The organism is Quatrionicoccus australiensis (assembly GCF_020510425.1).
GTDB classification, from domain to species: Bacteria; Pseudomonadota; Gammaproteobacteria; order Burkholderiales; family Rhodocyclaceae; genus Azonexus; species Azonexus australiensis_A.
This window is the reverse complement of the sequence record NZ_JAHBAH010000001.1, coordinates 2,525,179-2,551,492: the sequence shown is the minus strand read 5'-3', so window position 1 is coordinate 2,551,492 and position 26,314 is coordinate 2,525,179. Positions and strand designations below refer to the sequence as shown.

Sequence of the window (26,314 nt, the reverse complement as noted above, 5' to 3'; positions counted from 1 at the left end):
GGACACTAACATGCCATTATCAATTTTTCAACGATTCAATATTTATCAACTTCCCTGACCAACTGCATCGGGCTGAATGGTTTGACCAGATAGCAATCAGCCATAACCCGCCCCCCCTCTTCAATATCAGCCTTCTGTCCACGCGCGGTAACCATGATGACCCGTGTCTGCTGCGTTTTTGGATCAGACTTGATCGCCTGGCACACCTGATAGCCATCAATCCCACCCGGCAACATGACATCGAGAATAACCACCGCGGGGTGCAGAGCACGCACTTTGGCCAGGGCATCGAGACCACTTACCGCCTCATGCAGATCACAATCGAGGGGCTCCAGGGTCATCCGAATCAGCTTACGTAATTCACTCTGATCATCGACGATCAAAATCAAACGTCGACTCATGACACTCCCGCCTCGGCTGTCACCGACAGCGGCACCGGCAACCAGAGCACAACCTCGGTACCCTCGCCCAGCTGGCTGCTGACACTGACTTCGCCATTGAATATGTCCATGATTTCCTTGACCAAGGACATGCCCAGACCAGAGCCGGGAATCGCCCCCGATGCATCAGCCCGATAGAAACGGTCAAAAATGTGGCTGATCTGGTCAGGCGTCATCCCTAACCCCTGGTCGCGAATCGCCAGACCGACCTGCTCACCAGGCCCTGCCTGACGCCGGCTAACAGAAACCCGAACCTCGCCACCCCGCGGCGAATACTTGATGGCATTGCTCAGCACATTGGCCAGGCATTGCTGAAACTTTTCGCCATCGACAATGACCCGTGGCAGTTTTTTCGGCAAATCGAGTTCCAGGCGATGCGTCTCCGGCGGCACATACTGGCCGGCCAGCGCATTGAGCAGCAAGGGACTCAACTCCTGCTCCTGCATCTTGAAGGCCTTGCCGCCGCGCGCCTCAATGCGCGCCAGGTCGAGCAGTTCATTGACCAGGTTGATCAAGTTCTGGGTCTGCCGATGAATCGTTTGGATCAGGTCACGCTGCGTCGCCGCATCGAACTCCCGGGCCAGCAGCAATTCCGAGAAGCCGAAAATACTGGCCATTGGGGTCCGCAATTCGTGTGCAGCCGTAGACAGGAACTCACTCTTGATGCGGTCAACCTCGCTTTCCTGGGTGATATCCCGGAAATACATGACCTGACCATGCAAGCCCCCCATGTCATTGGGAATATTGCGAACCAGCGAGCGAATGACCAGTTTGGCCGGTTTTTGCAGGTTAAGCGTATATGCCCGCCCCTCCCGCATGCCGGCAAAAGCCGGCAATGGTTTAGCCGGGTCGCAGAGCTGGGCCATCCGCCGCTCAAGCAAGTGCAGACTCAGGCCAACCACTTCGGCCGGCGCGAACTGCGTCATCGCCAGGAAGGCTGGATTGACATAGGCCACTCGCCCATCCTTGTCGATCAGCACAAAGCCATCCGGACTTAATGAAAGAATGGCATTTCGCTCGCCATTACTACGAGTAAGCGCCATTTCGGTTGCCTTTTGCGCATCGAGATCGCTGAGCACACCGGCAACGATCAACACACCCTCAGCATCGAGCCCCGCACGGGCATGCAACGAAAACCAGCGCGACCGACCATCAATACAGAGCAGACGCAGCTCACATGCCAAGGTCGGCAAGCGCCCTTCTGCGGTATCGCGAAACAGGGTCATGATGCGCAGGCGATCATCGCCGTGAATAAAATCAGCCAGGCCACTGTTGAGCGACTCGCCAACCGGGAAACCGGTCAACTCGGTCCATGCCGGATTCAGGAAGATCAGGCGACCGCGGGCATCGCTACGAAAAATGATCTGCGTAACCCCCTCGATTACCGAGCGATATTCTTCCTTGCTGCGCAACAAGGCGGCTTCAACAGCCTTCCGCCGGGAAATATCGGACAGGGCACCAACCATGCGGACAGCCCCCCCCTCGGCGTTACGAATCGCTACGCCGCGCTCGAGCACCCAGAGATAGCTGCCATTCTTGCAGCGCAGACGGTGTTCACTGACAAAAAACTCGCTCTGCCCGGCCATGTGCTCCTTGAGACGATCCATGACCACCGCGAGATCTTCGGGATGAACGCGCTTCAACCACTCTTCGGCGTGCGCCACCAACTCGTCTTCCGCGTAACCGAGCAGGCTTTTCCAACGTGGCGAGTAGTAGGTGCGCCCGCCCTCCAGATACCAGTCCCAAATACCAATATCGCTTCCACGCAAGGCGAACTTTAGACGCTCCTCGCTCTCAGCCAAATGACCGCGCTCGATAGCCATCGATTCTGCCATTTGGTCAAAACGCATCCCCAGTCGTGCAATCGGGCCCCAGCCCCGCAAACCGGCCCGGCTATCCGGATTGCCCTCGCCAAAGCGCTGCAGCGCCAGCTCGATACGCGACAGGCGACGAACAGCCAGAAAGCAGACCAACAGGAAAAACAACAGGGCAGCAATAGTCGTCATGATCAAAAGATAAACAAGCCCCGGAAAACCCTCCTGACCCAAGTCAAGAAAAGAAGAAAAAACATCTTGCCTGGCGATCAGCAACGCATCCGCTCGAAACCAGCACGCAAGGACAGGCCCCGACCTGGCGCCGTCCAGCCCGACCGTCGATCACTCCCGACCGTCCCAGACACCGCCTAACGCACCAAGCATACCGTCCAACACCAACCGAAACGAGACACCTTGCCCCAGGAATACACCAGCAGCCCGGCATCAAAACCCACGACACAACAGGAAGCCGGCACCACTACCGGCCCGCCACGCCGGATGCAGTCATACAAAGTCCCCAGGCACAAGCACAGGCGACACCAAAAGCAGCCCAAGCGCGGCAGAAAGCTACAGGGAAGACACAAAAAACACAAGCAAAACCGCGCAAAAGTGAAACAAGAACAAAAATACAGTTAATTTGAAACAGTGTTTCGAAACACAAAAACCAAACAAACAAACACAACCAACTGAATAACAAGGAAAATTCTTACAACAACGAGGAACTTCCATTTTTCCACCCACAAAAATTACCGACAAATACATAGCAAAACGTTGCATTTGTGATTTTTTTGATTAATATGATCAACAATTCAGTAAAGACCAAGGGCATTACCTGATCTTGTGAGAAATACGGCTCGGGGAGGCCAGCCTCCCCGAGCCAAAGGAATTGCCCGGCAACGGGCAATAAGAAGCCACCAACCGGTGGCAATCGAATGACCTATCATGGAGTTTTAATCATGGCAATTCAAGAACTTAGCAAGTCTGAAGTCAGCGTTGTTTCCGGTGGCGCACTGGATCTGGGCGGTCTGCTCGGCTCCATCCTGAACCCGGTCCTGGGCTTGCTGACCCCGGTCCTGAACCTGGTTGGCGGCATCCTGACGACCGTGACCGGCCTGCTGGGTGGTCTGCTGGGCGGTCTGTTCAAGTAACAGCAGCCTGACAGCGGTGCGGCCCCTGAAACCCTTTCCGCATCGCTGTCCTTCCGAGCTTGCTGCAAACAAACCAAACAGAAAAACACATACCAAGACATTCATTACCAATAAAAAAACCGGCATCGCCCCCTTCTTCATTACAAACGATTGCACCTGCATGCCCCCCCGCCATCAGGAACTTATCGGCGCCAGCCAACATGCCCATCCAAGTTGCTCCAACAACAACTCCGCAGTCGTCCTTTTCACGTGAGTCGAGCTCCTGTTGCCAGGAAGCCCCCTCCGCGACCCAATGCCCGTCCAAAGGCATCACCCGCCGCTGACCGGCGGCATTTTTTTACCACTATGGAGTTATGTACATCATGGCTATTCAGACACTGAAGAAAACCGAAATTTCCGCTGTCGCCGGCGGCACCAGCCTCTCCCTTGAAGTCCTCGGCATCAGCCTGGGCCTTACCCTCGGCCTCGCCCTGGGCTCGCTCCTGACCCCGGTGGTTGGTTTGGTTGGCAGCCTGGTCAGCGGCGTCACCGGCCTGGCCGGCGACCTGTTAAGCAGTCTCAAACTCAGCATCAAACTCTAAGCAAGAGCCTGCGGCACGACCCGTCAAGACGTTCGTGCCGCTTTCCGGCGTAGCGCCGACTATTCCATCGTTGGCAAAGCATGGCAGAACAACCACTTTTTCGGCACGCTGCAATCAGCGCCCAGCAAACCAAGACCTTGGGCGACATTATTCTGATCCGCCCGCTCAGTTATCGAGTTCTCACGAGCATTGCCACAGGCTGCGCCTTGCTCGTCGTGATCTTTTTCACCTGGGGCAGTTATACCAAGCGCAGCACAGTGATCGGGCAATTGCTGCCGGACTCCGGCCTGGTCAAAGTCTACGTGCCGCAACTTGGCGTCGTCCTCGAAAAGCACGTCAGAGAGGGCCAGAGCGTCAGCGCCGGGCAGATTCTCTATGTCCTCTCCAGTGAACGGCAGAGCAGTACCCAGGGCTCGATCCAGGCCAATATCAGCCATCAGGTTGAGTCACGCCGCCTGTCGCTGCAGGAAGAAATGGAAAAGACACGACGCCTGCAACAGGATGAACGCGAATCCCTGCTCAAGCGCATCGAAGGCCTGGCTGCCGAAATGCAGAAGCTCGACAACCTGATCGACGGCCAGCGCAGCCGCGTGAAGCTCAGCGAAGACACGGTCGCCCGCTACCAGAGCCTGCTCGGCCAGGACTACATTTCGCGCGAACAGGTGCAGCAGAAGCAGGAAGAACTGCTCGACCAGCGCTCCCGGCTGCAAAGCATGGAGCGCGAGCAGATCGCCGTCGGCCGTGAAATGGCGACACGCCAGAAGGAAGTCTCCGGCCTGCAGTTCAAGCACCAGAACCAGTTGGCGCAGATCGACCGCGGCATTTCGACGGTCGACCAGGAGCTTACCGAAAGCGAAGGCAAGCGCCGCCTGGTCATCACTGCGCCAACCGAGGGCACGGCCACCGCCGTGATCGCCGAAGTCGGCCAGGCCGTCGATGGCAGTCGGCCGCTGGTCAGCATCGTACCGACCGGTGCCGTGCTGCAGGCCCAACTCTACGCGCCAAGCCGTGCCGTCGGCTTCATCCGGCCTGGCGATGCCGTGTTGCTGCGCTACCAGGCCTATCCCTACCAGAAATTCGGCCACGCCCGCGGCAAGGTCTTGTCGGTGGCCAAGACGGCGCTGCCGAGCAACGAAATTTCCGCCCTCGGCAATATCGGTGGCAATGGGAACGGCCAGAACAGCGAGCCGTTATACCGCATCAATGTCAGCCTCGACAGCCAGACCATCACGGCCTACGGCCAGCCGCAAGCCCTGCAGGCCGGCATGCTGCTCGACGCAGACGTGCTGCAGGACACCCGGCACCTCTACGAATGGGTGCTCGAACCGCTGCTCAGCCTGACCGGCAAGCTCTGAAACCTTTTCCCCGAAATCTATCCCATGTCTTTTCTTGAGCACCTGTCGTTCGGCCTGCGCCGCAAGCTGCCGCTGATCCTGCAGACCGAGGCCACCGAATGCGGCCTGGCCTGCCTGGCCATGGTTTCCGCCTACCACGGTTTTCGCACCGACCTGGCGACCATGCGCCGGCTGTTCCTGGTCTCGATCAAGGGCACGACGCTCGGCCACCTGATCCAGATGGCCAGCGCCCTGAACCTGGCGCCGCGCCCGGTCAAGCTGCTGCTCGAAGACCTGCCGCAGTTGCGCATGCCGTGCATCCTGCACTGGAACTTCAACCACTTCGTCGTACTCAAGGAGGTCAAGGGCAATATCGTGACCATCCACGACCCGGCCTACGGTCTGCGCAAGCTCTCGCTGGACGACGTGTCGAAGCAATTCACCGGCGTCGCCCTCGAACTGTGGCCCAACACCGGCTTCAAGAAGGCCACCTACAAGCAGCACATCAAGCTGCGCGAACTGATGGGCCATGTCACCGGCCTTTACCGCTCCTTCGGCCAGATCCTGCTGCTCGCCGCGGCGCTTGAGGTGTTCGCCCTGGTCAGCCCCTTCTTCCTGCAGTGGGTCATCGACAACGTCATCGTGTCCGCCGACCACGACCTGCTGACCACGCTGGCCGTCGGCTTCGGCCTGCTCATGCTGATGCAGCAGGGCGTCGGCACGCTGCGTTCGTGGGTCATCATGCACATGTCGACGACCCTCAACGTGCAGTGGCGGGCCAATGTATTCACGCACCTGGTGCGCCTGCCTGTCGAATACTTCGAGAAACGCCATCTCGGCGACGTCGTCTCGCGCTTCAGCGCCATCGACAATATCCAGAAGACGCTGACCACGACCTTCGTCGAAGGCATCCTCGACGGCGCCATGACCCTCGTCACGCTGCTCATGATGTTCCTCTACAGCCCGCCGCTGGCCTGGATCGCGGTCGGCGCCATGGTGCTCTACGCGATCGGCCGCTGGCTATGGTACCGACCGCTGCGCAATGCCACCGAAGAACAGATCGTGCACGCCGCCAAGCAACAGAGCCATTTTCTCGAGACGGTGCGCGGTGTGCGTAGTATCAAGCTGTTCCAGCGCCAGGACGAGCGCCGCTCGACCTGGCTGACCCTGCTCGTCGACCAGATCAATGCCGACCTGCGCAGCCAGAAACTGCAGATTCTCTACCGCCTGCTCAACGGCGTGCTGTTCGGCCTGGAACGTGTGCTGATCATCTGGCTGGGCGCCAAGCTGGTACTCGACGGCAATTTCACGGTTGGCGTCTTCATGGCCTTCAGCGCCTACAAAGACCAGTTCGACGGCCGGGTCAGCGCCCTCGTCGACAAGGTGGTCGAGGTCAAGATGCTGCAATTGCAGGGCGAACGCCTCGCCGACATCGTGCTGGCCGAACCGGAGGACACCAGCGCCAAGAGCTTTTCCGCCAGCGGCCAGGATCAGCCGCTCGAAGCCAGCATCGAAGTCGCCGGCCTGCGCTACCGCTATGCCGACCAGGAGCCCTGGGTGCTCGACGGCGTCGACATCAAGATCGCGGCCGGCGAGTCGGTCGCCATCATCGGCCCCTCGGGTTGCGGCAAGTCCACACTGATCAACGCCATGCTCGGCATCCGCAAGCCCAACGAGGGCGACGTGCTGATCGGCGGCATCAGCGTCAACCAGGTCGGCATCGAGATGCTGCGCAGCATGGTCGGCACGGTGATGCAGGACGACGTGCTGTTTGCCGGCTCGATTGCCGACAATATCTGCTTCTTCGACCACCAGACCGACCTCGCCCGGATCGAGGAGTGCGCCCGCCTGGCGGCCATTCACGAGGAAATCATGGCAACGCCGATGGGTTACAACACGCTCATCGGCGACATGGGCACCGCCCTCTCCGGCGGCCAGAAACAGCGCATCCTGCTGGCCCGTGCCTTGTACAAGCGACCACGCATCCTGTTCCTCGACGAAGCGACCAGCCACCTCGACATCGCCCGCGAAACCATGGTCAATAACGCGATCAAGAACCTCGCCATCACCCGCATCATCGTCGCCCACCGGCCGGAAACCATCGCCTCGGCCGACCGCGTCATCGTTCTCGACAACGGCAAGGTCGCCCGCGACATCACCCCGGGCAGCATCGACTTCAAGCAACTGGCGCACGCAGGCGGCTGGGCATGAGCGATTTCCGCTATCGCCGGGCTGGTCTGGCGATCATGCTGTCCGTCTGGCTCGGCCAGGCCGGGGCGGGCGGCATCGACCCCTTCCTGACCCACGGCAAGGTCGCCGGTTCGGTTGCCGGGAACATGCTCGATGCTGACGACGACAGCGATCCCTGCGTTTTCGGCCCGCCGGCCCAGCCGCTCGAACTGCCCGAAGCGGTTGAACGCGCCCTGTGCAACAACCCGCAGACCCGTGCCGCCTGGGCCGGCGCCAAGGTGCAGACGGCCCAGGTCGGGGTTGCCAAATCGGCCTATCTGCCGGCCGTGGCCGGCGTGCTGGCTTACAGCAAGCAGAAAAACGTCACCCGCTACGGCGAGGAGAGTCCGTATTCCGTCTTCAACAACCTTCCTGACAGCAAACCCAACCTGCGTAGCGGCAGCCTGAAAATGAGCCAGGTGCTGACCGACTTCGGCCTGCGCAGCGCCAACCTGGATCAGGCCATGGCCTTGCTGGATGCCGCCAATGCCAGCCACGATGCCGCGCTGCAAATTGCATTCGTCAACGCCGCCCAGGCCTACTTTGACACCCAGACCACGCAGGCCGTGCTGGAAGCCAGCCGCGAGGCAGAACACGCGGCACGCGAAAGCTTCAATGCAGCCGCGGCGAAGTACAAAGCCGGCATTGGCGCCCTCACCGACCAGTTGCAGGCTCAGGTCGCCTACTCGAAAGCCAGCCTGGAGCGAGTATCGGCCGAAGGCGAGTTGAAAAATGCTCAAGGCACATTAGCCACAGCCATGGGCCTTAGTGCCACCACCAATCTGGTGCTGCCGCGCCGACGTGAAGGCCTCCCTGACACTGCCTTTGTCAAACCTGCGGAGGATCTGATCGAAGAGGCAAAACAACATCACCCAACGCTGCTAGCAGCCCAAGCCGAAGTCAAAGCTGCTCGCGCCAAGATCGCCGCAACTCGGGCCGAAGGGCGGCCAACCGTGACACTGACCGCTGAATTAGGTCGCACCGAACAGGAAAATCAACCGCCAGCGGTCGGCTACGCCCCAACCGATATCAGCAACCGCAACAACAGTCTCGGCATACAGATGAATATCCCTTTATTCGAGGGATTTGGCCGAAATTACCGTACGCAGACGGCACAGGGACAGGCCGAGATCAAAGCCGCCGAACTCTCCCGCCTTGAACAGCAGATATCCTTGGAAGTATGGAAAAGCTATCAGTCGCTGCGTACCGAAAATGAAAACATGAAGGCTGCCGATGTCCTGGTCTCCAGCGCCCGCCAGTCCTTCCTGGTCGCCCAGGGGCGCTTCAAAGCCGGCGTTGGCAACATCCTCGAACTTCTCAGCGCACAAAGCGCCGTCGCAGGAGCCGAACAGCAGCGCATCAAATCAATATCCAACTGGCACACGGCACGCCTGAAACTGGCTGCCAATATCGGCAAACTCGGGCTTTGGGCAATCAGGTAACAAAGCGCAGGCGGTTACGGCCAGCCATTTTGGCTTCATACATTGCGCCATCGGCGCGCTTGATGATGGCCTCGACAGGCTCCGTCGCATCACCGCCAAACAAGGTCAGACCAATACTAGGAGTACTTTCACAAACATTTCCCCCAAGCTGGTACGGCTGATTCAGCACATCAAGAATCTTGTTACCCACCCGTTCGGCATCGTAGCGGGCCACCCTGCGCTCATCAGGCAACTCGGTCAGCATGACGATGAACTCGTCCCCTCCCAGTCTGGCGACGGTATCGGTCTCCCGCATGCAGGAACTCAGGCGGCGCCCTACTTCAATCAACAACATATCGCCAGATTCATGACCAAAGGTGTCGTTGATTTGCTTGAATCGATCCATGTCGATGAACATCAGCACACCACATTCCTTGTTCCGTCGATTCTGGATAATTGCCTGACGCAAGCGGTCGACCAATAGGCGCCGATTGGGCAGGCCGGTCAACGCGTCGTAGAGGGCCAGGCGCTTGTACTCCGCCTCGATCGCCTTGCGCTCGCTGATATCACGTAACGAGCCAACGGCACGCAACGGCTGCCCGGCATCCCCTCGCTCGACGACCCGTCCCCTCTCCGCCACCCAGACATAGTGTCCATCCACATGACGCATCCGGTGTTCACTGACAAAATCCATGCCTTCATCCAGGCAGGCAGCCATGCAGCCCATAACCGATGCCAAATCATCAGGATGAATCAACGACTGGATAAAGGAGACTGCATGCTCCAGGTTGCCCTCCGCCATCCCCAGGATGCGGGAAAACGAGGCATTGTGAGCAAGCAAATCGGATGAAACTTGCCAGTCCCAGATTCCCTCTCCGGTCGCATCCATAACAAAACGAAAACGCTCTTCACTTTTCTGGAGGGCAATCTCAACCTGCTTGCGGCGCTCGATGTTGCGGTAAGTTCCTGTGAGCCGGGCAAAATCCCCCTCTGCCGAGGTCATCACAGCCTTGCCGTAGAGATTGACCCAGACCCACTGCCCATCCGCGTTGAGCAATTGCACATCTGCATCAAAAGCCGGCAATCGCCCCGCCAGGTAAGCTGCTTTTGCCTCGTCAATAACGGTCATGCAGCCGGGATGGCAATAATCCTTCCATCGAACGGGATCGCCACTCGTCTGATTAGGCACCAGCCTGAGATGCTCACCCCAACGGGCATCAATACTCACCCGGCCGCTGCGCAAATCCCATTCCCAAAGCCCTTTATCGGCACTGGCCAGAGCCATTTCGAGTTGACGCTGCAAATGCACACGCTGCAGCAGGTTATCGATGCGCAACCGTACCAGCGTTGGCTTGAAAGGCTTGACGATGTACTCATCCGCGCCCAGTTCAAGAGCACAACGCTCACTGGCCAAGTCATCCATAGCAGTCAGGAAGATGACCGGTGTCGAAGCGAAATTCGGCAATTGCTTGAGACGCTTCAGCGTCTCGAAGCCGTCAATCTCCGGCATCAACAGGTCGAGGAGCACGAGATCAAAGGTTTTCCCGGCAAAAGCCTCAACCGCCCGGAGACCGGAATCAACCGTGACGATAGCGTAGTCGTCGCATAGCAAGACCTGCAACAACTGAAGAATGGCGGGCGTGTCATCAACCACCAAGATACTGGGGCGATCCGTTACGCCACCATGAATCACAAGCGCTTCAGCCATGCCGATAATCATCCAGTAGGTTGTCGGAAGCCCCCCCCTCAAACACATGCAGGGCAAACATCGGGGTACCCACGAAAGCGACGGCTGGCAGCCCCGCGAACACTCAAGTCGACATCCATCGTCTCCCGGCCATACAAGAATTGCAACGCACCAGAATGCCGACATCCTTGATTGTAACGCCACTATCAAATTGGATATCAATTTTTCGTAATTTCGCCACCACCAAAACAGAAGTCCGTACCGGGCATCGCACCACGGTGTTGGCAACTCAAATCCCGCCTTGAATCCAGACAATGGACGGCACGCCGACTTGGCCAAACACCAACGCCAAAGGCACTTCCCGGCCACTTCCCGCGCACATGACATGTCAACCAAGAGCGGCAAGGGCGGACAAAAGGAAGGGGCTCAAGGAAACCCCATCGCCTCCCACTTCCTTGCTTAACCAAAAAACCTCAACACTTCGCACGAAAAAATCACCGCACCCCGAGTCCAACCCAACAAAAAAAAGAATACTATTTGAATAAATTGAAACCCAGTGTTTCATTTTATTTGTACAATATGAAACACCTCTTGGCGACCTCGGCATATCAATACCTGTCACCAAGCAGCATCGCAAACCAGCTTTCTGGCATAGCCCGCATCAATAAGTGTGTCTGGAGTACGAACATGGCCCAAGCTCAAATCATCGCAAGAGTGACCTCCCTCAGTGGCGCGGCTTTCGCCCGCGACAGCGCCGGGAACACCCGCCGCCTCAAGACCGGCGACGTCATCCGCGAAGGCGAGACGGTCAGCGCGACCGACGGCTCGGAAGCCATGCTCAAGCTGGCCGACGGCCGCGACCTGGTCGTTCGACCGGGACTGCCGGCCAAGCTCGACGGCGAAGTAGCGGCGATGATCAAGCCGGATGCCACGGACAGCGCGCTCAGCGTGAACAAGAAGGGCTTCCAGAAAATCGCCAAGGCACTGAGCAGCGGCGGCAGTCTCGACACCCTGCTCGACGAGGATGCCCCGGCCGCAGGCGGCGTTGCCGGTACCGGCAACGAAGGCCACACCTTCATCGAACTATTGCGCATCGCCGAATCCGTGAGCGGGGCGAACGGCTATCAATTCGACGGCACGGGCAACCGGAGCGGCAACCTGGCCGGCAGCGGCGCCCCCATCCTGACCACGACCTTCGCGCTGACCGTCGATGCCCCCGACAACACCAAGGACACCACGCCGACCATCAGCGGCCGGACCGAACTGGTGCCGGGCAGCGTCATCACGCTGACCATCACCGACAGCGCCGGCCTGGTGCAGACGGTGAGCACCACGGTCAAGGGCGACGGCAGCTTCGCCGTCGATGTGCCCGCCCCGCTCGGCCAGGGCAACTATACGGTCGTCGCCAGCGGCGTCGATGCCGCCGGCAATACCGGCAGCGGCAGCGACAGCGGCTCGGTGGACAGCATCGCCCCGACCCTGACCGCGCAGCTCGACCCCGCCTCCGACAGCGGCACCAAGGGCGACGGCATCACCAACGACCAGACGCCGACCATCTCCGGCACCGGCGAGCCCGCTTCGAGCATCGTCGTCGTCATGCCCGGCACCGGCGAAACCCTGAGCACCACGGTCAAGGCCGACGGCACCTGGAGCGTCACGCCGAGCCAGAACATCCCGAACAACACCAGCGGCCAGGCCGACGTCACCGAGACCGACAGCGCCGGCAACGTCACGCATGCCAAGGTCGATCTCTCGATCGACGTCGCACCACCGCAAATCAGCGTGGACATCGACCTGATTGCCGGCGATGGCATCGTCAACAAGACCGAATCGGCAGCGGCTGCGATCCCGGTGACCGGCACCGTCAGCGGCGCCTACCAGGTCGGCGACCCGGTCAGCGTCCTGATCAACGGCAAGGAATTCACGACCACCGTGCAGGCCGGCGGCAAGTTCTCGGTCAACGTTTCCGGCGCCGACCTCACCGCCGACAGCGACCACATCATCGAAGTCGTGGTCACCACCAGCGACGCGGCCGGCAATATAGGCACTGCGCAGGCTGTCGAGAACTACACGGTCAACACGACGCCGCCGGCGATTGCGATCAGCCTCGACGCCAACGTCGCCGGCGACGGCATCGTCAACAAGGCCGAGTCGACGGCAGCCGCGATCCCCGTGACCGGCACCGTCAGCGGCCAGTTCAATGTCGGCGACACGGTCATCGTCACCGTCAACAACAAGCAATTCACGACCACCGTGCAAGCCGGCGGCAAGTTCTCGGTCGATGTTCCCGGTACCGACCTCGCCACCGACTCCGACCGTATCGTCGACGCCAAGGTGACGACGACCGACGCCGCCGGCAACACCGCCACCGCGCTCGACACCCAGAACTACACGGTCAACACCAATCCGCCGGCCATTTCCATCAGCCTCGACGCCAACGTCGCCGGCGACGGCATCGTCAACAAGGCCGAATCGACGGCGGCGGCGATTCCCGTGACCGGCACCGTCAGCGGCGCCTTCAATGTCGGCGACACGGTCACCGTGACCGTGAACGGCAAGAACTTCACCGGCTCCGTTCTCGCTGGCGGCAAGTTCTCGATCGATGTCCCGGGCGCCGACCTCGCCGCCGACCCCGACCGCATTGTCGATGCCAAGGTCAGCACCACCGACGCCGCCGGCAACACCGCCACAGCGCTCGACACGCAAAACTACACGGTCAACACCAATCCGCCGGCCATTTCCATCAGCCTCGACGCCAATGTTGCCGGCGACGGCATCGTCAACAAGGCCGAATCGACGGCGGCTGCGATTCCCGTCACCGGCACGGTGAGCGGCGCCTTCAATGTTGGCGACACGGTCACCGTGACCGTGAACGGCAAGAACTTCACCGGCTCCGTTCTCGCTGGCGGCAAGTTCTCGATCAACGTCCCCGGCGCCGACCTCGCTGCCGACCCCGACCGCATTGTCGATGCCAAGGTCAGCACCACCGACGCCGCCGGCAACACCGCGACCGCGCTCGACACCCAGAACTACACGGTCAACACCAATCCGCCGGCCATTTCCATCAGCCTCGACGCCAATGTTGCCGGTGACGGCATCGTCAACAAGACCGAATCGACGGCGGCCGCGATTCCCGTGACCGGCACCGTCAGCGGCGCCTTCAATGTCGGCGACACGGTCATCATCACCGTTAACAACAAGCAATTCACGACCACCGTGCAAGCCGGCGGCAAGTTCTCGGTCAATGTCCCGGGCGCAGACCTCGCCGCCGATCCCGACCGCATCGTCGATGCCAAGGTCAGCACCACCGACGCCGCCGGCAACACCGCGACCGCGCTCGACACCCAGAACTACACGGTCAACACCAATCCGCCGGCCATTTCCATCAGCCTCGATGCCAATGTTGCCGGCGACGGCATCGTCAACAAGGCCGAATCGACTGCCGCGGCGATTCCCGTGACTGGCACGGTGAGCGGCGCGTTCAATGTCGGCGACACGGTCACCGTGACCGTGAACGGCAAGAACTTCACCGGCTCCGTTCTCGCTGGCGGCAAGTTCTCGGTCAATGTCCCGGGCGCCGACCTCGCCGCCGACCCCGACCGCATCGTCGATGCCAAGGTCAGCACCACCGACGCCGCCGGCAACACCGCCACAGCGCTCGACACGCAAAACTACACGGTCAACACCAATCCGCCGGCCATTTCCATCAGCCTCGACGCCAACGTCGCCGGCGACGGCATCGTCAACAAGGCCGAATCGACGGCGGCCGCGATTCCCGTGACCGGCACCGTCAGCGGCGCCTTCAATGTTGGCGACACGGTCACCGTGACCGTGAACGGCAAGAACTTCACCGGCTCCGTTCTCGCCGGCGGCAGGTTCTCGATCAACGTGCCCGGCGCCGACCTCGCCGCCGACGGCGACCGCATCGTCGACGCCAAGGTGACGACGACCGACGCCGCCGGCAACACCGCGACCGCGCTCGACACCCAGAACTACACGGTCAACACCAATCCGCCGGCCATTTCCATCAGCCTCGACGCCAACGTTGCCGGCGACGGCATCGTCAATCTCGCCGAGTCCAGCGCCACCGCGATCCCGGTGACCGGCACGGTGAGCGGCGCCTTCAATGTCGGCGACACGGTCACCGTGACCGTCAACGGCAAGAACTTCACCGGCTCCGTTCTCGCCGGCGGCAAGTTCTCGATCGATGTCCCGGGCGCCGATCTCGCCGCCGACGGCGACCGCACCGTCGACGCCAAGGTGAGCACCACCGACGCCGCCGGCAATAGCGCCACCGCCTTCGACACCCAGGATTACCGTCTGGCGACCGACCTGCCGAAGGCGACCATCGCTCTCGACGCCAACTTCGCCGGCGACGGCATCATCAATCTCGCCGAATCCACCGCAGCCGCGATTGCCGTCACCGGCACCGTCGGCGGCGACGTCAAGCTCGGCGACAGCGTCGTCGTCAGCGTCAACGGCCACAACTACACGACCACCGTCATCCAGCGCAATGCGACGACGCTCGGCTTCAGCGTCAATGTCGCGGGCGCCGAACTCAAGGCCGATGCCGACCACACCATCGAGGCGCGCGTCACGACCAGCGACGGCGCCGGCAACCAGGTCAGCAACACCACCAGCCTGACCTACGCCGTCGACACCACACCGCCCAGCCCGACCATCGCACTCGATGCCAACTTCGCCGGCGACGGCATCATCAACCTCGCCGAATCCACCGCGACCGCGATTGCCGTCACCGGTACCGTCGGCGGCGATGCCAAGCTCGGCGACGCTGTTGTCGTCACGATCAATGGTCACGATTACGCAACCACTGTTATCCAGCGCAATGCGACGACACTCGGCTTCAACGTCGATGTGCCGGGTGCAGAACTCAAGGCCGACGCCGACCACACCATCGAAGCCCGCGTCACTTCGACCGACCAGGCCGGCAACAGCGCCACCGTCGACACCAGCCTGACCTACGCCGTCGATACCACGCCGCCCGTACCGACCATCGCGCTCGACGCCAATTTCGCCGGCGACGGCATCATCAATCTCGCCGAATCGACCGCGGCCGCGATTGCCGTCACCGGTACCGTCGGCGGCGATGCCAAGCTCGGCGATGCGGTCGTCGTCAGCATCAACGGCAAGGACTACACGACCAGCGTCATCCAGCGCAACGCGACCACCCTCGGCTTCAGCGTCGATGTGCCGGGGGCTGAACTCAAGGCCGATGCTGACCACACCATCGAGGCGAAGGTCACCGCCACCGACCAGGCCGGCAACAGCGCCACCGTCGACACCAGCCTGACCTACGCCGTCGATACCACGCCGCCCAGCCCGACCATCGCGCTCGATGCCAACTTCGCCAGCGACGGCATCATCAATCTCGCCGAATCCACCGCCGCAGCGATTGCCGTGACCGGCACCGTCGGCGGCGATGCCAAGCTCGGCGATGCGGTCGTCGTCACGATCAATGGCCACGATTACGCAACCACCGTCATCCAGCGCAACGCGACGACACTCGGCTTCAGCGTTGACGTCCCCGGCCATGAACTGGCGGTCGACACCGACCATACCATCGAGGCAAAAGTCACCGCCACCGACCAGGCCGGCAACAGCGCCACCGTAGACACCAGCTTGACCTACACCGTCGACACCACACCGCCCGTACCGACCATCGCGCTCGACGCCAACTTCGCCGGCGACGGCATCATCAACCTCGCCGAATCCACCGCCGCAGCGATTGCCGTGACCGGCACCGTCGGCGGCGATGCCAAGCTCGGCGACGCCGTTGTCGTCACGATCAATGGCCACGATTACGCAACCACCGTCATCCAGCGCAACGCGACGACGCTCGGCTTCAGTGTCAATGTGCCGGGCCAGGAACTAGTGGCCGATCCGGATCTGACCATCGTCGCCCAGGTCACCGCCACCGATCACGCCGGCAACAGCGCCACCGTCGATACCAGCCTGACCTACGCCCTCGACATCCTGCCGCCAAGTGCGACCATCGCGCTCGACGCCAATTTTGCCGGCGATGGCATCATCAATCTCGCCGAATCCACCGCGGCCGCGATTGCCGTCACCGGCACCGTCGGCGGCGACGTCAAGCTCGGCGACCCGGTCGTCGTCAGCATCAACGGCCACGATTACGCAACCACCGTCATCCAGCGCAACGCGACGACGCTCGGCTTCAGCGTTGATGTCCCGGGCAGTCAGCTCAGTGCCGATCCCGACCAGACCATCGAGGCCCGCGTCACAACCAGCGACAAGGCCGGCAACAGTGCCTCCGACCAAACCAGCCTGACCTACACCCTGGACCTGGCGCCGCCGCAGCCCTGGATCGCGCTCGACGCCAATTTCGCCGGCGACGGCATCATCAACCTCGCCGAATCGACCGCCGCCGCGATTGCCGTCACCGGCACCGTCGGCGGCGATGCCAAGCTCGGCGACCCGGTCGTTGTCAGCATCAACGGTCATGACTATCTGACCACGGTCATCCAGCGCAACGCGACGACGCTCGGCTTCAGCGTCGACGTCCCGGGCAAGGAACTCGCTGCCGACCCCGACCTGACCATCGAGGCCAAGGTCACCTCGACCGACAAGGCCGGCAATATCGCCAGCGTAGACACTAGTCTGACCTACACGCTCGACAACACGCCCCCGACCATCAACATCGACCCACTCGGCATTTCGGTGTCCGAGGAGGGCCTGCCTGGCGGCAACCAGGACACAGTTGGCTCACCCGACAGCACGAACGCCCGAAGCGCCAGCACTACGCTGACACTTGACGACAAAAGCGCCCACCTCAGCCTGCTCACGCCGCCGCAGAATCCATCTTTCACATCCGGTGGCAAACAGATTGACTGGATACTGGAAACCGGTGGTCACAAGCTGATTGGCTACATTGATACGCCGACAGGGCAACAGGAAGTGATCGTCGTAACGCTGGATGATCAGGGCAAGATCACCACGACACTTTCCAAACCGATTGATCACCCGGCGCCAGGTGAGGATGTCAGGGATTTGAATATTGACGTCCAGGCCACAGACAAGGCCGGCAACGTCAGCCAAGCCACGCTTAGCATCCACGTCGAAGACGACATGCCGAAAATCAGTTCGGTCCATGAAATAACCCCGCTCAGCGACAACGGAATCTACTTCACGCTCTCCGGTGAGAACACGCCAGCGAGTCACAATGTCGCGCCGGACGTCCATGCCTTCAGCAACAGCCTGCTTGGTCTGGTCGGCATTGATGCGCTGAATCTGATCGACTTGAGCGGCGACCAATACCAGGCGAGTGATGCCAACAACAACATCACCAAGCTGGTAATCGAATCCGGCTCGCTGCTCAGCATCAACCTGGGCGGCGACGAAGTCCTGACCTGGTCGCAGGAACTGGCCAGTGCATTGGGCCTCAAGGTCGAGTTGATCAGCGACTCCGGCCTGCTCGGCCTGGGCAGCCATTTCACGCTGACCATCACGTCCCTCGATCCGGCTCACCCGGTCATCGACAATCTGAGCATCAAGGAATTGCTGTCGACGCTGCGCGTCGAGGATGCCCTGCTCAATCTGAATGTCCTCGATGGCGCCACCATTACTGCTAGCGATGCCTACGGTGCGAGCAACACGGCCACCATCGGCACATTGGTTGACCTCAGCCTGCTCAACGGGAATGAGCCTGCAAATGTGATGGCTGGCACCGCCAGCGATGACACGATCACCGGCGATGACAAGAGCAACATCCTGCTGGGTAACGAAGGCAAGGACATTTTGGCCGGCATGGGCGGCAACGACGCGCTACACGGCGGCTCGGGCGATGACCGTCTTGATGGCGGCACCGGCAACGACCTGTTGATCGGCGGCGCGGGCAACGATGCGCTGCATGGTGGCGATGGCAACGATGTGTATTCGTGGAATCTGAACGACCGGGGTGTCGCCGGAAAACCCGCCATCGATACGATTGATGACTTCAGCAACGGGCGGGACATCCTGCGCATCACCGGCCTGCTGACAGGCAATGGCATTGACTCGTCCCTGCCCCACAAATTGCAGGACTACGTCTACATCGAAAAGACCGCGACCGGAGATGCCATCATCCACATCAGCAGCACGGGTGGCTTTGCCGCTGGCTACGATGCCAACAAGGAAGACCAGCGCATCATCCTGACCGGCTATGGCTCTCATCTGAGCGGCAATAGCGACAGCGACTTGCGGAGCATGCTCGACAACCATCAACTCATCGTCGGCAATGACACGCCGATCACGACTCCCGGTGGCAGCGACCAGGCACAAGGCTCACTCGGCAGCTTCGGCGCCGACGGCGGCCATGTCGAGAAGGTGACGGTGAATGGACATACCTATGGCTATGCTGATGCGGATAGCACGACCCACGTACTGACCATCCATACCGCCGCTGGCGAAACCATCGTCATCAACATGGACGATGGTACCTACCATTACACCGCCACCACGCCATTGACCAAGGGACATTACACCGCCGTCGACTACACCCTGGTTGATAACGATGGCGACACGGCGAGCAGCACCCTGCGCTTCATGGGCACGGCCGACCCGGTCAACGTCGCACCGGATACGAATATCGACACCAGCAACAACCTGCTCGGCATCATCGGCCTGGCAACGCTGAACCTGATCGACATCAGCACGCAGCAAGCGTTTACGGCATTCGATGCGAACGAAAACCTGAGCAAGGTGGAAATCAAATACAGCTCCTTCCTGACCCTGGGCACCGACCGTATTGCGGCATCGCAAGCACTGGCGCACGAACTCGGCCTCAGCATCAGCGTCGTCGATACGTACAGTTTCCTGGGTGCCGAGTCCGTACTGACCATCACCTCCGCCACCCCTGGCGGAACAATCAGCAACCTGGCGGTCAACGAGTTGCTGGGCACGGTTTATCTCGACCAGTCCTCACTGGTCGACCTCTCTGTCGGCAACAGCTACAGCATCACGGCAACCGACAGCCAGGGTCTGAGCCACACCAGCAATGACTTCACCCTGCTTGATCTCAACCTGCTCAATAACCCGGCCAGCCATACCGGCATTCAGGAAGGCAGTACCGGCAACGACACCCTGACCGGCACCGCCGGCAGCGACCGTCTCTACGGTTATGCCGGCAATGACATTCTGGCCGCTGGCGACGACAACGATCTGATCCGGGCCGGAGCCGGCAACGACCAGCTCAGCGGCGGCAACGGCACGGACATTCTGATTGGCAGCGCCGGCAACGACATCCTGATCGGTGATGCCGGCAGCGATATCTTCCGCTGGGAGTTCGCCGACCAAGGCAATGCCCAAGCCCCGGCGGTCGACATCATCGCCGACTTCGAAACCCGCGCCGGCGGTGATCTGCTTGACCTGCGCGACCTGCTGCAAAACGAATTCCACATGGGCAGCGACATCGGCAACCTGGACAACTACCTTCACTTCTCGACATCCGGGGGCAATACGATCATCGACATCAAACCGACTGGTGCCAGTGGCGCCGTGACCCAGGAAATCGTCCTCTACGGCGTCGATCTGTCGCATAACGGCGCCCTCAACTCGGATGCCCTAATCATCCAGAGTCTGTTGCAAAACGGCAAATTGCTGACCGACTGAACACGCCCCCCCATTACTCAGGATTGAACCCCCATGAAACAAAATGCCATTCTGCTTGCCCTGCTGACCTCCTTTCCCCTGCTTGCGGCAGCGGCCCCCGCTGGCGCCCCCACCACACTGAAAGAGGTTGCACAACAAGCCGTACTGAGCAGCCCGGAAGTCACCTCGAAATGGCACAACCTGAAAGCAGCTGAAGAAGAAATCGGCGTTGCGCGGGGCGGCTTTTTCCCACGCGTCGATCTGACGGCCGGCACCGGCCGTGAAAGTCTGAAGCAGCCTCCTGCCGACCAGAGCAACAACTACACGCGCAGCAATTACGGCCTCAGCCTGAACCAGATGCTGTTCGACGGTTTCGCCACCCACAGCGAGGTAAAGCGCCTCGACAAGGCCCGCCTGGTCCGCTACTACGAACTGCTGGATGCCTCCGAAGGCATCGCTCTCGAAGCGGCGCGCGCCTATCTCGACGTACTGCGCTACCGCTTCCTGGTCAACCTCGCCGAAGACAACTATGTCCAGCACAAGACAACCCATGAACAATTGATCCGGCGCACCCAGTCCGGTGTCGGCCGCCGCGTCGATCTCGAACAGGCGGGCAGCCGTCTGGCCCTGGCCGAAATCAACCTGGCCACGGAAACGGCCAACCTGCACGACGTGACGGCGCGCTACCAACGCCTGGTCAACAGCCAGCCGCCAGGTTCGGTCATCCCGCCAGCCCAGTTGAGCAACGGCTTGCCGGCCAGCCAGAAGGCAGCCCAGGAAACCTTGTACCAAAAGAATCCGACTCTGCTTGCCGCCATCGAAAACATCGAGGCCGCCCAGCACGACATGGAAGTCCGCCGCGCGGCCTATTCGCCGAAGCTCGATTTCCGCGCACGGACTGACCATATCAACAACTATCTCGGCGTTGACGGCAATCGGGTGCAGAACGTGGCCGAACTGGTCATCAACTGGAATTTGTTTAATGGTGGCTCGGATCGGGCTCGGGAAAAGCAATATGCGGAACGCAAGAACATTGCGCTCGACCTGCGCGAAAAGGCCTGCCGCGATACCCGCCAGACCCTGTCGATTGCCTACAACGATGTCCTGCGCCTGAAAGAACAATCAAACTACCTGGCGACCCAGGTCAGCCTGCTGGAAAAAACGCGCGATGCTTACCGCGATCAGTTCAACGTCGGCCAACGCACCCTGCTCGATCTGCTCGACACCGAGAACGAACTGCTCAGCGCGCGCCGCAATGCGGTGAACGCCGACACCGACCTCAGTCTTGCCTACCTGCGCACCTATGCCGGCATGGGCACGCTACTCGAGTATCTCGGGCTGCAAAAACTCGAGGTACGCAACCCTGAACCCCAGGAACTCGCAGCGACCGACAGCAGCCAGCTTTGCCCGAATGAACCGGTCGACTCGCAGGCTACCGACTATGCCGCACTCAATGCAAAAGCCTTGGCCAAACTCGAGGTACGACCCGCACCGCCATCCTTCCCGCCGGCCGCCGCCAGCCCGGAAAACGATGTCAAGCGTCAGGTCATGGGCTGGAATGCAGCCTGGGCAGCCAGAAACTATTCCGATTATGTCGGCTTCTACGCGCCCAGTTTCATTCCTGGCGGCGGCCTGAATCGCGAGGATTGGGCTCAGTTGCGCCGTAGCCGTATATCCAGCCGAGACAACATCAGTATCGACATCCAGGATCTGCAGGTCCGGCCGGATGGGAAAGACCGTGCCCGGGTCCAGTTCCGCCAGACCTATCACTCAAAACAGTTCAGCGATGTGACGCAGAAGACCCTGGAAATGATCATGGTCGGCAACAAATGGCTGATCAATCGTGAAGATTCGGTGCCCTGCATCGGTAACACCGTAGGCGGCTGCAAAGCGGGCAAATAGCCGCAGCGCGCCGCATTTGCAAGAGCAACCAGCCCTCCTGCAGACATGGCAGGAGGGCGATCAGAAATATCGACCGCTGCCATGGAAAAACGCTTTCCACCCATTCGTTACCTGCCACGCATGCGGCAGCAGACAGATGAAACCAGGGATGCAGTCTTGCGTTACCTGGCACTCATCGCCTTCGAAGTCACCTCAGGAAAACTCGACCCGGCCAGAGTTAACTGGCGATATATCCGCGCCAGCGAGCCCCAGCCTCACTGACACCGGCCCCCCACGGGAGATTGGAGCAGAGGACGCTCGGCCACATATACGGCGCAGATAGAAAGCCGACTGCGGGCAGCTTGCCGTATCGATTCCGTACAAAGCAAAAGAGCCATCCCTGAGGATGGCTCTTTTGCTTGAATCTTGGTGCGCCCGGAGAGATTCGAACCCCCGACCCCTGCCTTCGGAGGGCAGTACTCTATCCAGCTGAGCTACGGGCGCTTGGGAGGCGGAATTCTACCCGCTACAGAGACTTGCGTCCATGTTATCAAAACCAATAAGCTGACGGTCTGACTACAGACACCGCTGAAAAGTCGAACCATGCCCCAGGAAAAAAATTACGAGCTTTCCCATGACGATGTCCAGAAGGTCATGGCTACGGTCGACATCCCGGCTTGCCCGGTTTTCCTTACCGATGCCATGCAGGAAGCGCAAAGGGATGAACCGGACCTGAAGCGTCTGGCCGACATCATCACCAGCGATGCCGGCATGTCCGCCGCCGCGCTCAAACTGGCCAACTCGCCACTGTACGGCGCCAGCACGCGCATCTCCAGCGTCCGCAAGGCGGTCGAGCGTCTCGGCACCAAGAACATCGCCTGCGTCGTGGTCGCCGTCGCCCTGCGCACCAGCATGACCGGGCTACCGGCGGCCTGGCTGGAGCAGTTCTGGAAACGCACCACGCTGATGGCCGTGGTGTCCAGCCTGATCGCCCGCCGCCAGTACGGCATTTCGCCGGATGCCTCCTACACCTACGCACTGTTTCACGACGCCGCCATTCCGCTGATGATGAAGCGCTTCCCGAACTACGGCGAAGTACTGGAGAAATGCCGGCATGAAAACCTGTTGCTGGTCGAGGCCGAAAACAACTTTTTCCCCTGCACGCACCCGATCATCGGCTCATTGCTGGTGCGCAACTGGGGCCTGCCAGCAATTCTTGGCCAGGCCATCCGTTTCCATCACGAAGCCGATGCCTACGACGTCTCGGACAAAACCCTGCCCGGCGGTGCCCTGTCATTGATCGCCGTCACCCAGGTGGCCGAGCACCTGCTCGCGGAACTGCTCGACGACTGCGATCTGGAAGTTGGCGCAAACCTGTTTGCACGGGCACTCGATCACCTGGGCATTTCGGAAAGCGATCTGGACGACCTGCGCAACCGGGTCGCCGACGCCGTTGCCGAGAGCGCCAACTAACCCGCGCCGGACTCAGTCCAAAAAGCTGCGCGCCGCCTCGAAACGCTGCGCGTAGTAACGGTCGTTCAGACGGTCGATGCGGACCCGGCCATTGCTGGACGGCGCATGCACGAAACGCGCGTCGCCGACATAGATGCCGACATGCGAAAAGGGCTGGTTGCGGGTATTGAAGAAAACCAGGTCGCCGGGACGCAAATTGCCCGGTTCGAGCGGTCGACCACGCCGCGCGATGTCGGCGGCACTTCCCTGCACTTTCAGGCCGAGCGCCTGGGCGTAGATGTAGCTGACCATGCCGCTGCAATCGAGGCCGGCTTCCGGGTTCTTGCCGCCGAAACGATAACCGGTGTCGATCAGGCCAAGTGCATAGAAAGCCACCTCGTTGCCTTTCTCGCTGACCGGCAAAGGCGCATGCGTTATAGTTTCCGGCGTGCCGGCCGGACGCGGCGACGGGCTGCCGCAGGCCGTCAGCAAGGCAGAGATCAGCGTGGCAACCAGCAGGACGGAAAGACGCATGAAGTTGATGTACTTTCTTGAAACATTTCTCAACTTACAGTTTTTACAGGATTTTTCAAGGCCATGAAACTACAGAACGAGCAATTGCTGCGGTCGACCAACTTTATTGCCGGAAAATGGACGGGCGCCGATGACCAGGCGACCTTCGATGTACTCGATCCGGCCAGCGGTGCCGTGCTCGGCAGCGTGCCGCGCTGCGGCGCCGGCGAAACGCGGCGGGCGATTGATGCCGCCAATGCTGCCTGGCCGGCCTGGCGCGCCCTCACTGCCCGTCGTCGCGCCCAGTTGCTGCAGGCCTGGTGCAAGCTGATCATCGAACATGCCGACGATCTGGCGCAGATCGTCACCGCCGAAGGCGGCAAGCCGCTCGCCGAAGCCAAGGGCGAAGTGCTTTACGGCGCCTCCTTCGTCGAATGGTTCGCCGAAGAAGGCAAGCGCACTTACGGCGAAAGCATTCCCAGCCCGGCCGCCAGCAACCGCCTGCTCGTCGTCAAGCAGCCGATCGGCGTCTGTGCCGCGATCACCCCGTGGAACTTCCCGCTCGCAATGATCACGCGCAAGGTCGCACCGGCGCTCGCCGCCGGCTGCCCGGTCGTCGTCAAGCCGGCCGAGGCGACGCCGCTGACCGCCCTCGCCCTCGCCGTCCTGGCCGAACAGGCAGGCTTCCCGGCCGGCGTCTTCAACGTGGTGACCGGCAACCCGCAGGCAATCGGCGGCGAGCTGACCGCCAACCCGATCGTGCGCAAGCTCTCCTTCACCGGCTCGACCGGCGTCGGCCGCCTGCTCATGGCGCAGTGCGCCCCGACCGTCAAGAAGGTCTCGCTCGAACTCGGCGGCAACGCGCCCTTCATCGTCTTCAACGATGCCAACATCGACGCAGCGGTCGACCAGGCAATTACGGCCAAATATCGCAATACCGGCCAGACCTGCGTCTGCGCCAACCGCTTCCTCGTGCAGTCCGGCGTCTATGACGAATTCGCCGGCAAGTTTGCGGCCCGCGTCGCCCAGATGCAGGTCGGCCCCGGCACCACGCCGGGTGTCGTGCAGGGACCGCTGATCAACGCCGCCGGGCTGGCCAAGGTCGAGGCGCATGTCGCCGACGCCGTCGGCAAGGGCGCACGCGTCCTCTGCGGCGGCCGCCGCCACGCACTGGGCGGCAATTTCTACGAGCCAACCGTGCTCGCCGACATTACCAGCGCGATGCAGGTGGCGAAGGAGGAAACCTTCGGCCCGGTCGCCCCGCTCTTCCGCTTCGAAACGGAAGCCGAGGCGATTGCCATGGCCAACGACACCGAGTTTGGTCTCGCCGCCTATTTCTTCACGCGCGACGTGGCGCGCTGCTGGCGGGTCGGCGAAGCGCTCGAGTACGGCATGGTCGGCATCAACACCGGCCTGATCTCGAACGAGGTGGCGCCCTTCGGCGGCATCAAGCAATCGGGCATCGGCCGCGAAGGCTCGAAGTACGGGATCGAGGATTACCTCGAAGTGAAATATCTCTGCTTCGACATCAACGGATGATCAAGTTCGTCATCATCGCCGGCCTCGCCCTGCTCGCCGGTCTGCTCTGGCGCAACTGGGCGCGGCAACGGCAGGCCGGCTATATCGCGGCCTATCCCTACGCGCGCTTCCTGGACCGGCGGCTCGCGGCCCGTCGCCCGGAACTGACGGCGGAACAACGGGCCGAGGTCTTCGCTGCGCTAAGCGATTATTTCGTGCTCTGTCGCCGCGCCGGGCGGCGCATGGTGGCCATGCCCTCGCAGGCGGCAGACGATGCCTGGCACGAGTTCATCCTGTTTACCCGCCATTACGACAAGTTCTGCCGCACCGCCTTCGGCCGCTTCCTGCACCACACGCCGGCCGAGGCAATGCAATCGCCGACGCAGGCGAGCGAAGGCCTGCGCCGTGCGTGGCGGCTGGCATGCGCGCATGAGCAGATCGACCCGAAAAAGCCGCAACGCCTGCCCCGCCTGTTCGCGCTCGATGCAAAGCTGGGTCTTGCCGACGGCTTCGTCTATCGCCTCGACTGCCTGGCGGCCGGCCAGGCCGGTGCCGCTGGCGACAGCGCCTTCTGCGCCAGCCACATCGGTTGCGGCGGTGCCAGCGGCTGTGGCGGCGGTTGTTCGGGCGACAGCGGCAGTTCGGATAGCGGTGGAGACGGTGGCGGCGGGGGTTGCGGCGGCGACTGAC

Annotated in this window: 15 protein-coding genes and 1 tRNA gene; 10 read left to right on the top strand and 6 right to left on the bottom strand. The window is 61.2% G+C overall.

Translation table 11 applies throughout. The features are described from left to right. Positions 1-35: 35 nt before the first annotated feature. Complete coding sequence (locus KIG99_RS12270; RefSeq protein WP_226460408.1) at positions 36-401, bottom strand: response regulator; 366 nt, start codon at positions 399-401, stop codon at positions 36-38. Further along, positions 398-2,446 (bottom strand): sensor histidine kinase, encoded by a 2,049-nt coding sequence (locus KIG99_RS12265; RefSeq protein ID WP_226460407.1) that lies wholly within the window; start codon positions 2,444-2,446, stop codon positions 398-400. Before KIG99_RS12265 ends, KIG99_RS12270 begins: the two co-directional genes overlap by 4 nt. Before the next feature lie 764 nt (positions 2,447-3,210). Here KIG99_RS12265 and KIG99_RS12260 point away from each other — a divergent pair. Continuing rightward, positions 3,211-3,402, top strand: a complete 192-nt coding sequence (locus KIG99_RS12260; RefSeq protein ID WP_226460406.1) for a hypothetical protein — start codon at positions 3,211-3,213, stop codon at positions 3,400-3,402. Here the strand turns inward: KIG99_RS12260 and KIG99_RS12255 are convergent. Next, on the bottom strand, positions 3,395-3,610 hold the full coding sequence (locus KIG99_RS12255) for a hypothetical protein (protein ID WP_226460405.1): 216 nt from the start codon (positions 3,608-3,610) through the stop codon (positions 3,395-3,397). The genes KIG99_RS12260 and KIG99_RS12255 overlap by 8 nt on opposite strands. Before the next feature lie 154 nt (positions 3,611-3,764). On the opposite strand from KIG99_RS12255, the gene KIG99_RS12250 reads away from it, so the two are divergent. From KIG99_RS12250 to KIG99_RS12235, 4 genes are all read left to right on the top strand, one after another. Further along, the gene (locus KIG99_RS12250; RefSeq protein WP_226460404.1) at positions 3,765-3,983 is read left to right on the top strand and encodes a hypothetical protein; all 219 of its coding nucleotides are present in this window, start codon (positions 3,765-3,767) and stop codon (positions 3,981-3,983) included. A gap of 137 nt (positions 3,984-4,120) precedes the next feature. Then, positions 4,121-5,338: an HlyD family secretion protein gene (locus KIG99_RS12245; protein WP_226460403.1), complete on the top strand. Its 1,218-nt coding sequence runs from the start codon at positions 4,121-4,123 to the stop codon at positions 5,336-5,338. Positions 5,339-5,362: 24 nt separating this feature from the next. Continuing rightward, positions 5,363-7,528 (top strand): peptidase domain-containing ABC transporter, encoded by a 2,166-nt coding sequence (locus KIG99_RS12240; protein ID WP_226460402.1) that lies wholly within the window; start codon positions 5,363-5,365, stop codon positions 7,526-7,528. Continuing rightward, a complete protein-coding gene (locus KIG99_RS12235) occupies positions 7,525-8,988 on the top strand; it encodes a TolC family protein (protein ID WP_226460401.1) in 1,464 nt (487 codons plus the stop codon). The genes KIG99_RS12240 and KIG99_RS12235 overlap by 4 nt, the downstream gene beginning before the upstream one ends. Here the strand turns inward: KIG99_RS12235 and KIG99_RS12230 are convergent. Then, positions 8,981-10,675 (bottom strand): two-component system response regulator, encoded by a 1,695-nt coding sequence (locus KIG99_RS12230; protein ID WP_226460400.1) that lies wholly within the window; start codon positions 10,673-10,675, stop codon positions 8,981-8,983. The two genes, KIG99_RS12235 and KIG99_RS12230, sit on opposite strands and share 8 nt — an antisense overlap. Before the next feature lie 666 nt (positions 10,676-11,341). Between KIG99_RS12230 and KIG99_RS12225 the strand changes: the two genes are divergently transcribed. Together KIG99_RS12225 and KIG99_RS12220 are read left to right on the top strand one after the other, a co-directional pair. Continuing rightward, positions 11,342-20,281 carry a retention module-containing protein gene (locus KIG99_RS12225; protein WP_226460399.1) on the top strand — a complete coding sequence of 2,980 codons (8,940 nt, stop codon included), beginning with the start codon at positions 11,342-11,344 and terminating at the stop codon, positions 20,279-20,281. Between the two features lie 33 nt (positions 20,282-20,314). Then, positions 20,315-22,162 carry a TolC family outer membrane protein gene (locus tag KIG99_RS12220; RefSeq protein ID WP_226460398.1) on the top strand — a complete coding sequence of 616 codons (1,848 nt, stop codon included), beginning with the start codon at positions 20,315-20,317 and terminating at the stop codon, positions 22,160-22,162. Positions 22,163-22,568: 406 nt separating this feature from the next. On the opposite strand, the gene KIG99_RS12215 is transcribed toward KIG99_RS12220, so the two are convergent. Beyond that, positions 22,569-22,645: transfer RNA gene (locus KIG99_RS12215), tRNA-Arg, on the bottom strand. Positions 22,646-22,744: 99 nt separating this feature from the next. Between KIG99_RS12215 and KIG99_RS12210 the strand changes: the two genes are divergently transcribed. Next, entirely contained in the window at positions 22,745-23,614 is an 870-nt protein-coding gene (locus KIG99_RS12210; protein WP_226460397.1) for an HDOD domain-containing protein, read from the top strand. A 12-nt stretch (positions 23,615-23,626) separates the two neighbouring features. On the opposite strand, the gene KIG99_RS12205 is transcribed toward KIG99_RS12210, so the two are convergent. Further along, the gene (locus KIG99_RS12205) at positions 23,627-24,127 is read right to left on the bottom strand and encodes a C40 family peptidase (RefSeq protein ID WP_226460396.1); all 501 of its coding nucleotides are present in this window, start codon (positions 24,125-24,127) and stop codon (positions 23,627-23,629) included. A 63-nt stretch (positions 24,128-24,190) separates the two neighbouring features. On the opposite strand from KIG99_RS12205, the gene KIG99_RS12200 reads away from it, so the two are divergent. After that, positions 24,191-25,645, top strand: coding sequence for an NAD-dependent succinate-semialdehyde dehydrogenase (locus KIG99_RS12200; protein WP_226460395.1), 1,455 nt, complete (start codon positions 24,191-24,193; stop codon positions 25,643-25,645). Next, positions 25,642-26,313: a glycine-rich domain-containing protein gene (locus KIG99_RS12195; RefSeq protein WP_226460394.1), complete on the top strand. Its 672-nt coding sequence runs from the start codon at positions 25,642-25,644 to the stop codon at positions 26,311-26,313. Before KIG99_RS12200 ends, KIG99_RS12195 begins: the two co-directional genes overlap by 4 nt. The last annotated feature ends 1 nt before the right edge of the window (position 26,314 follow it).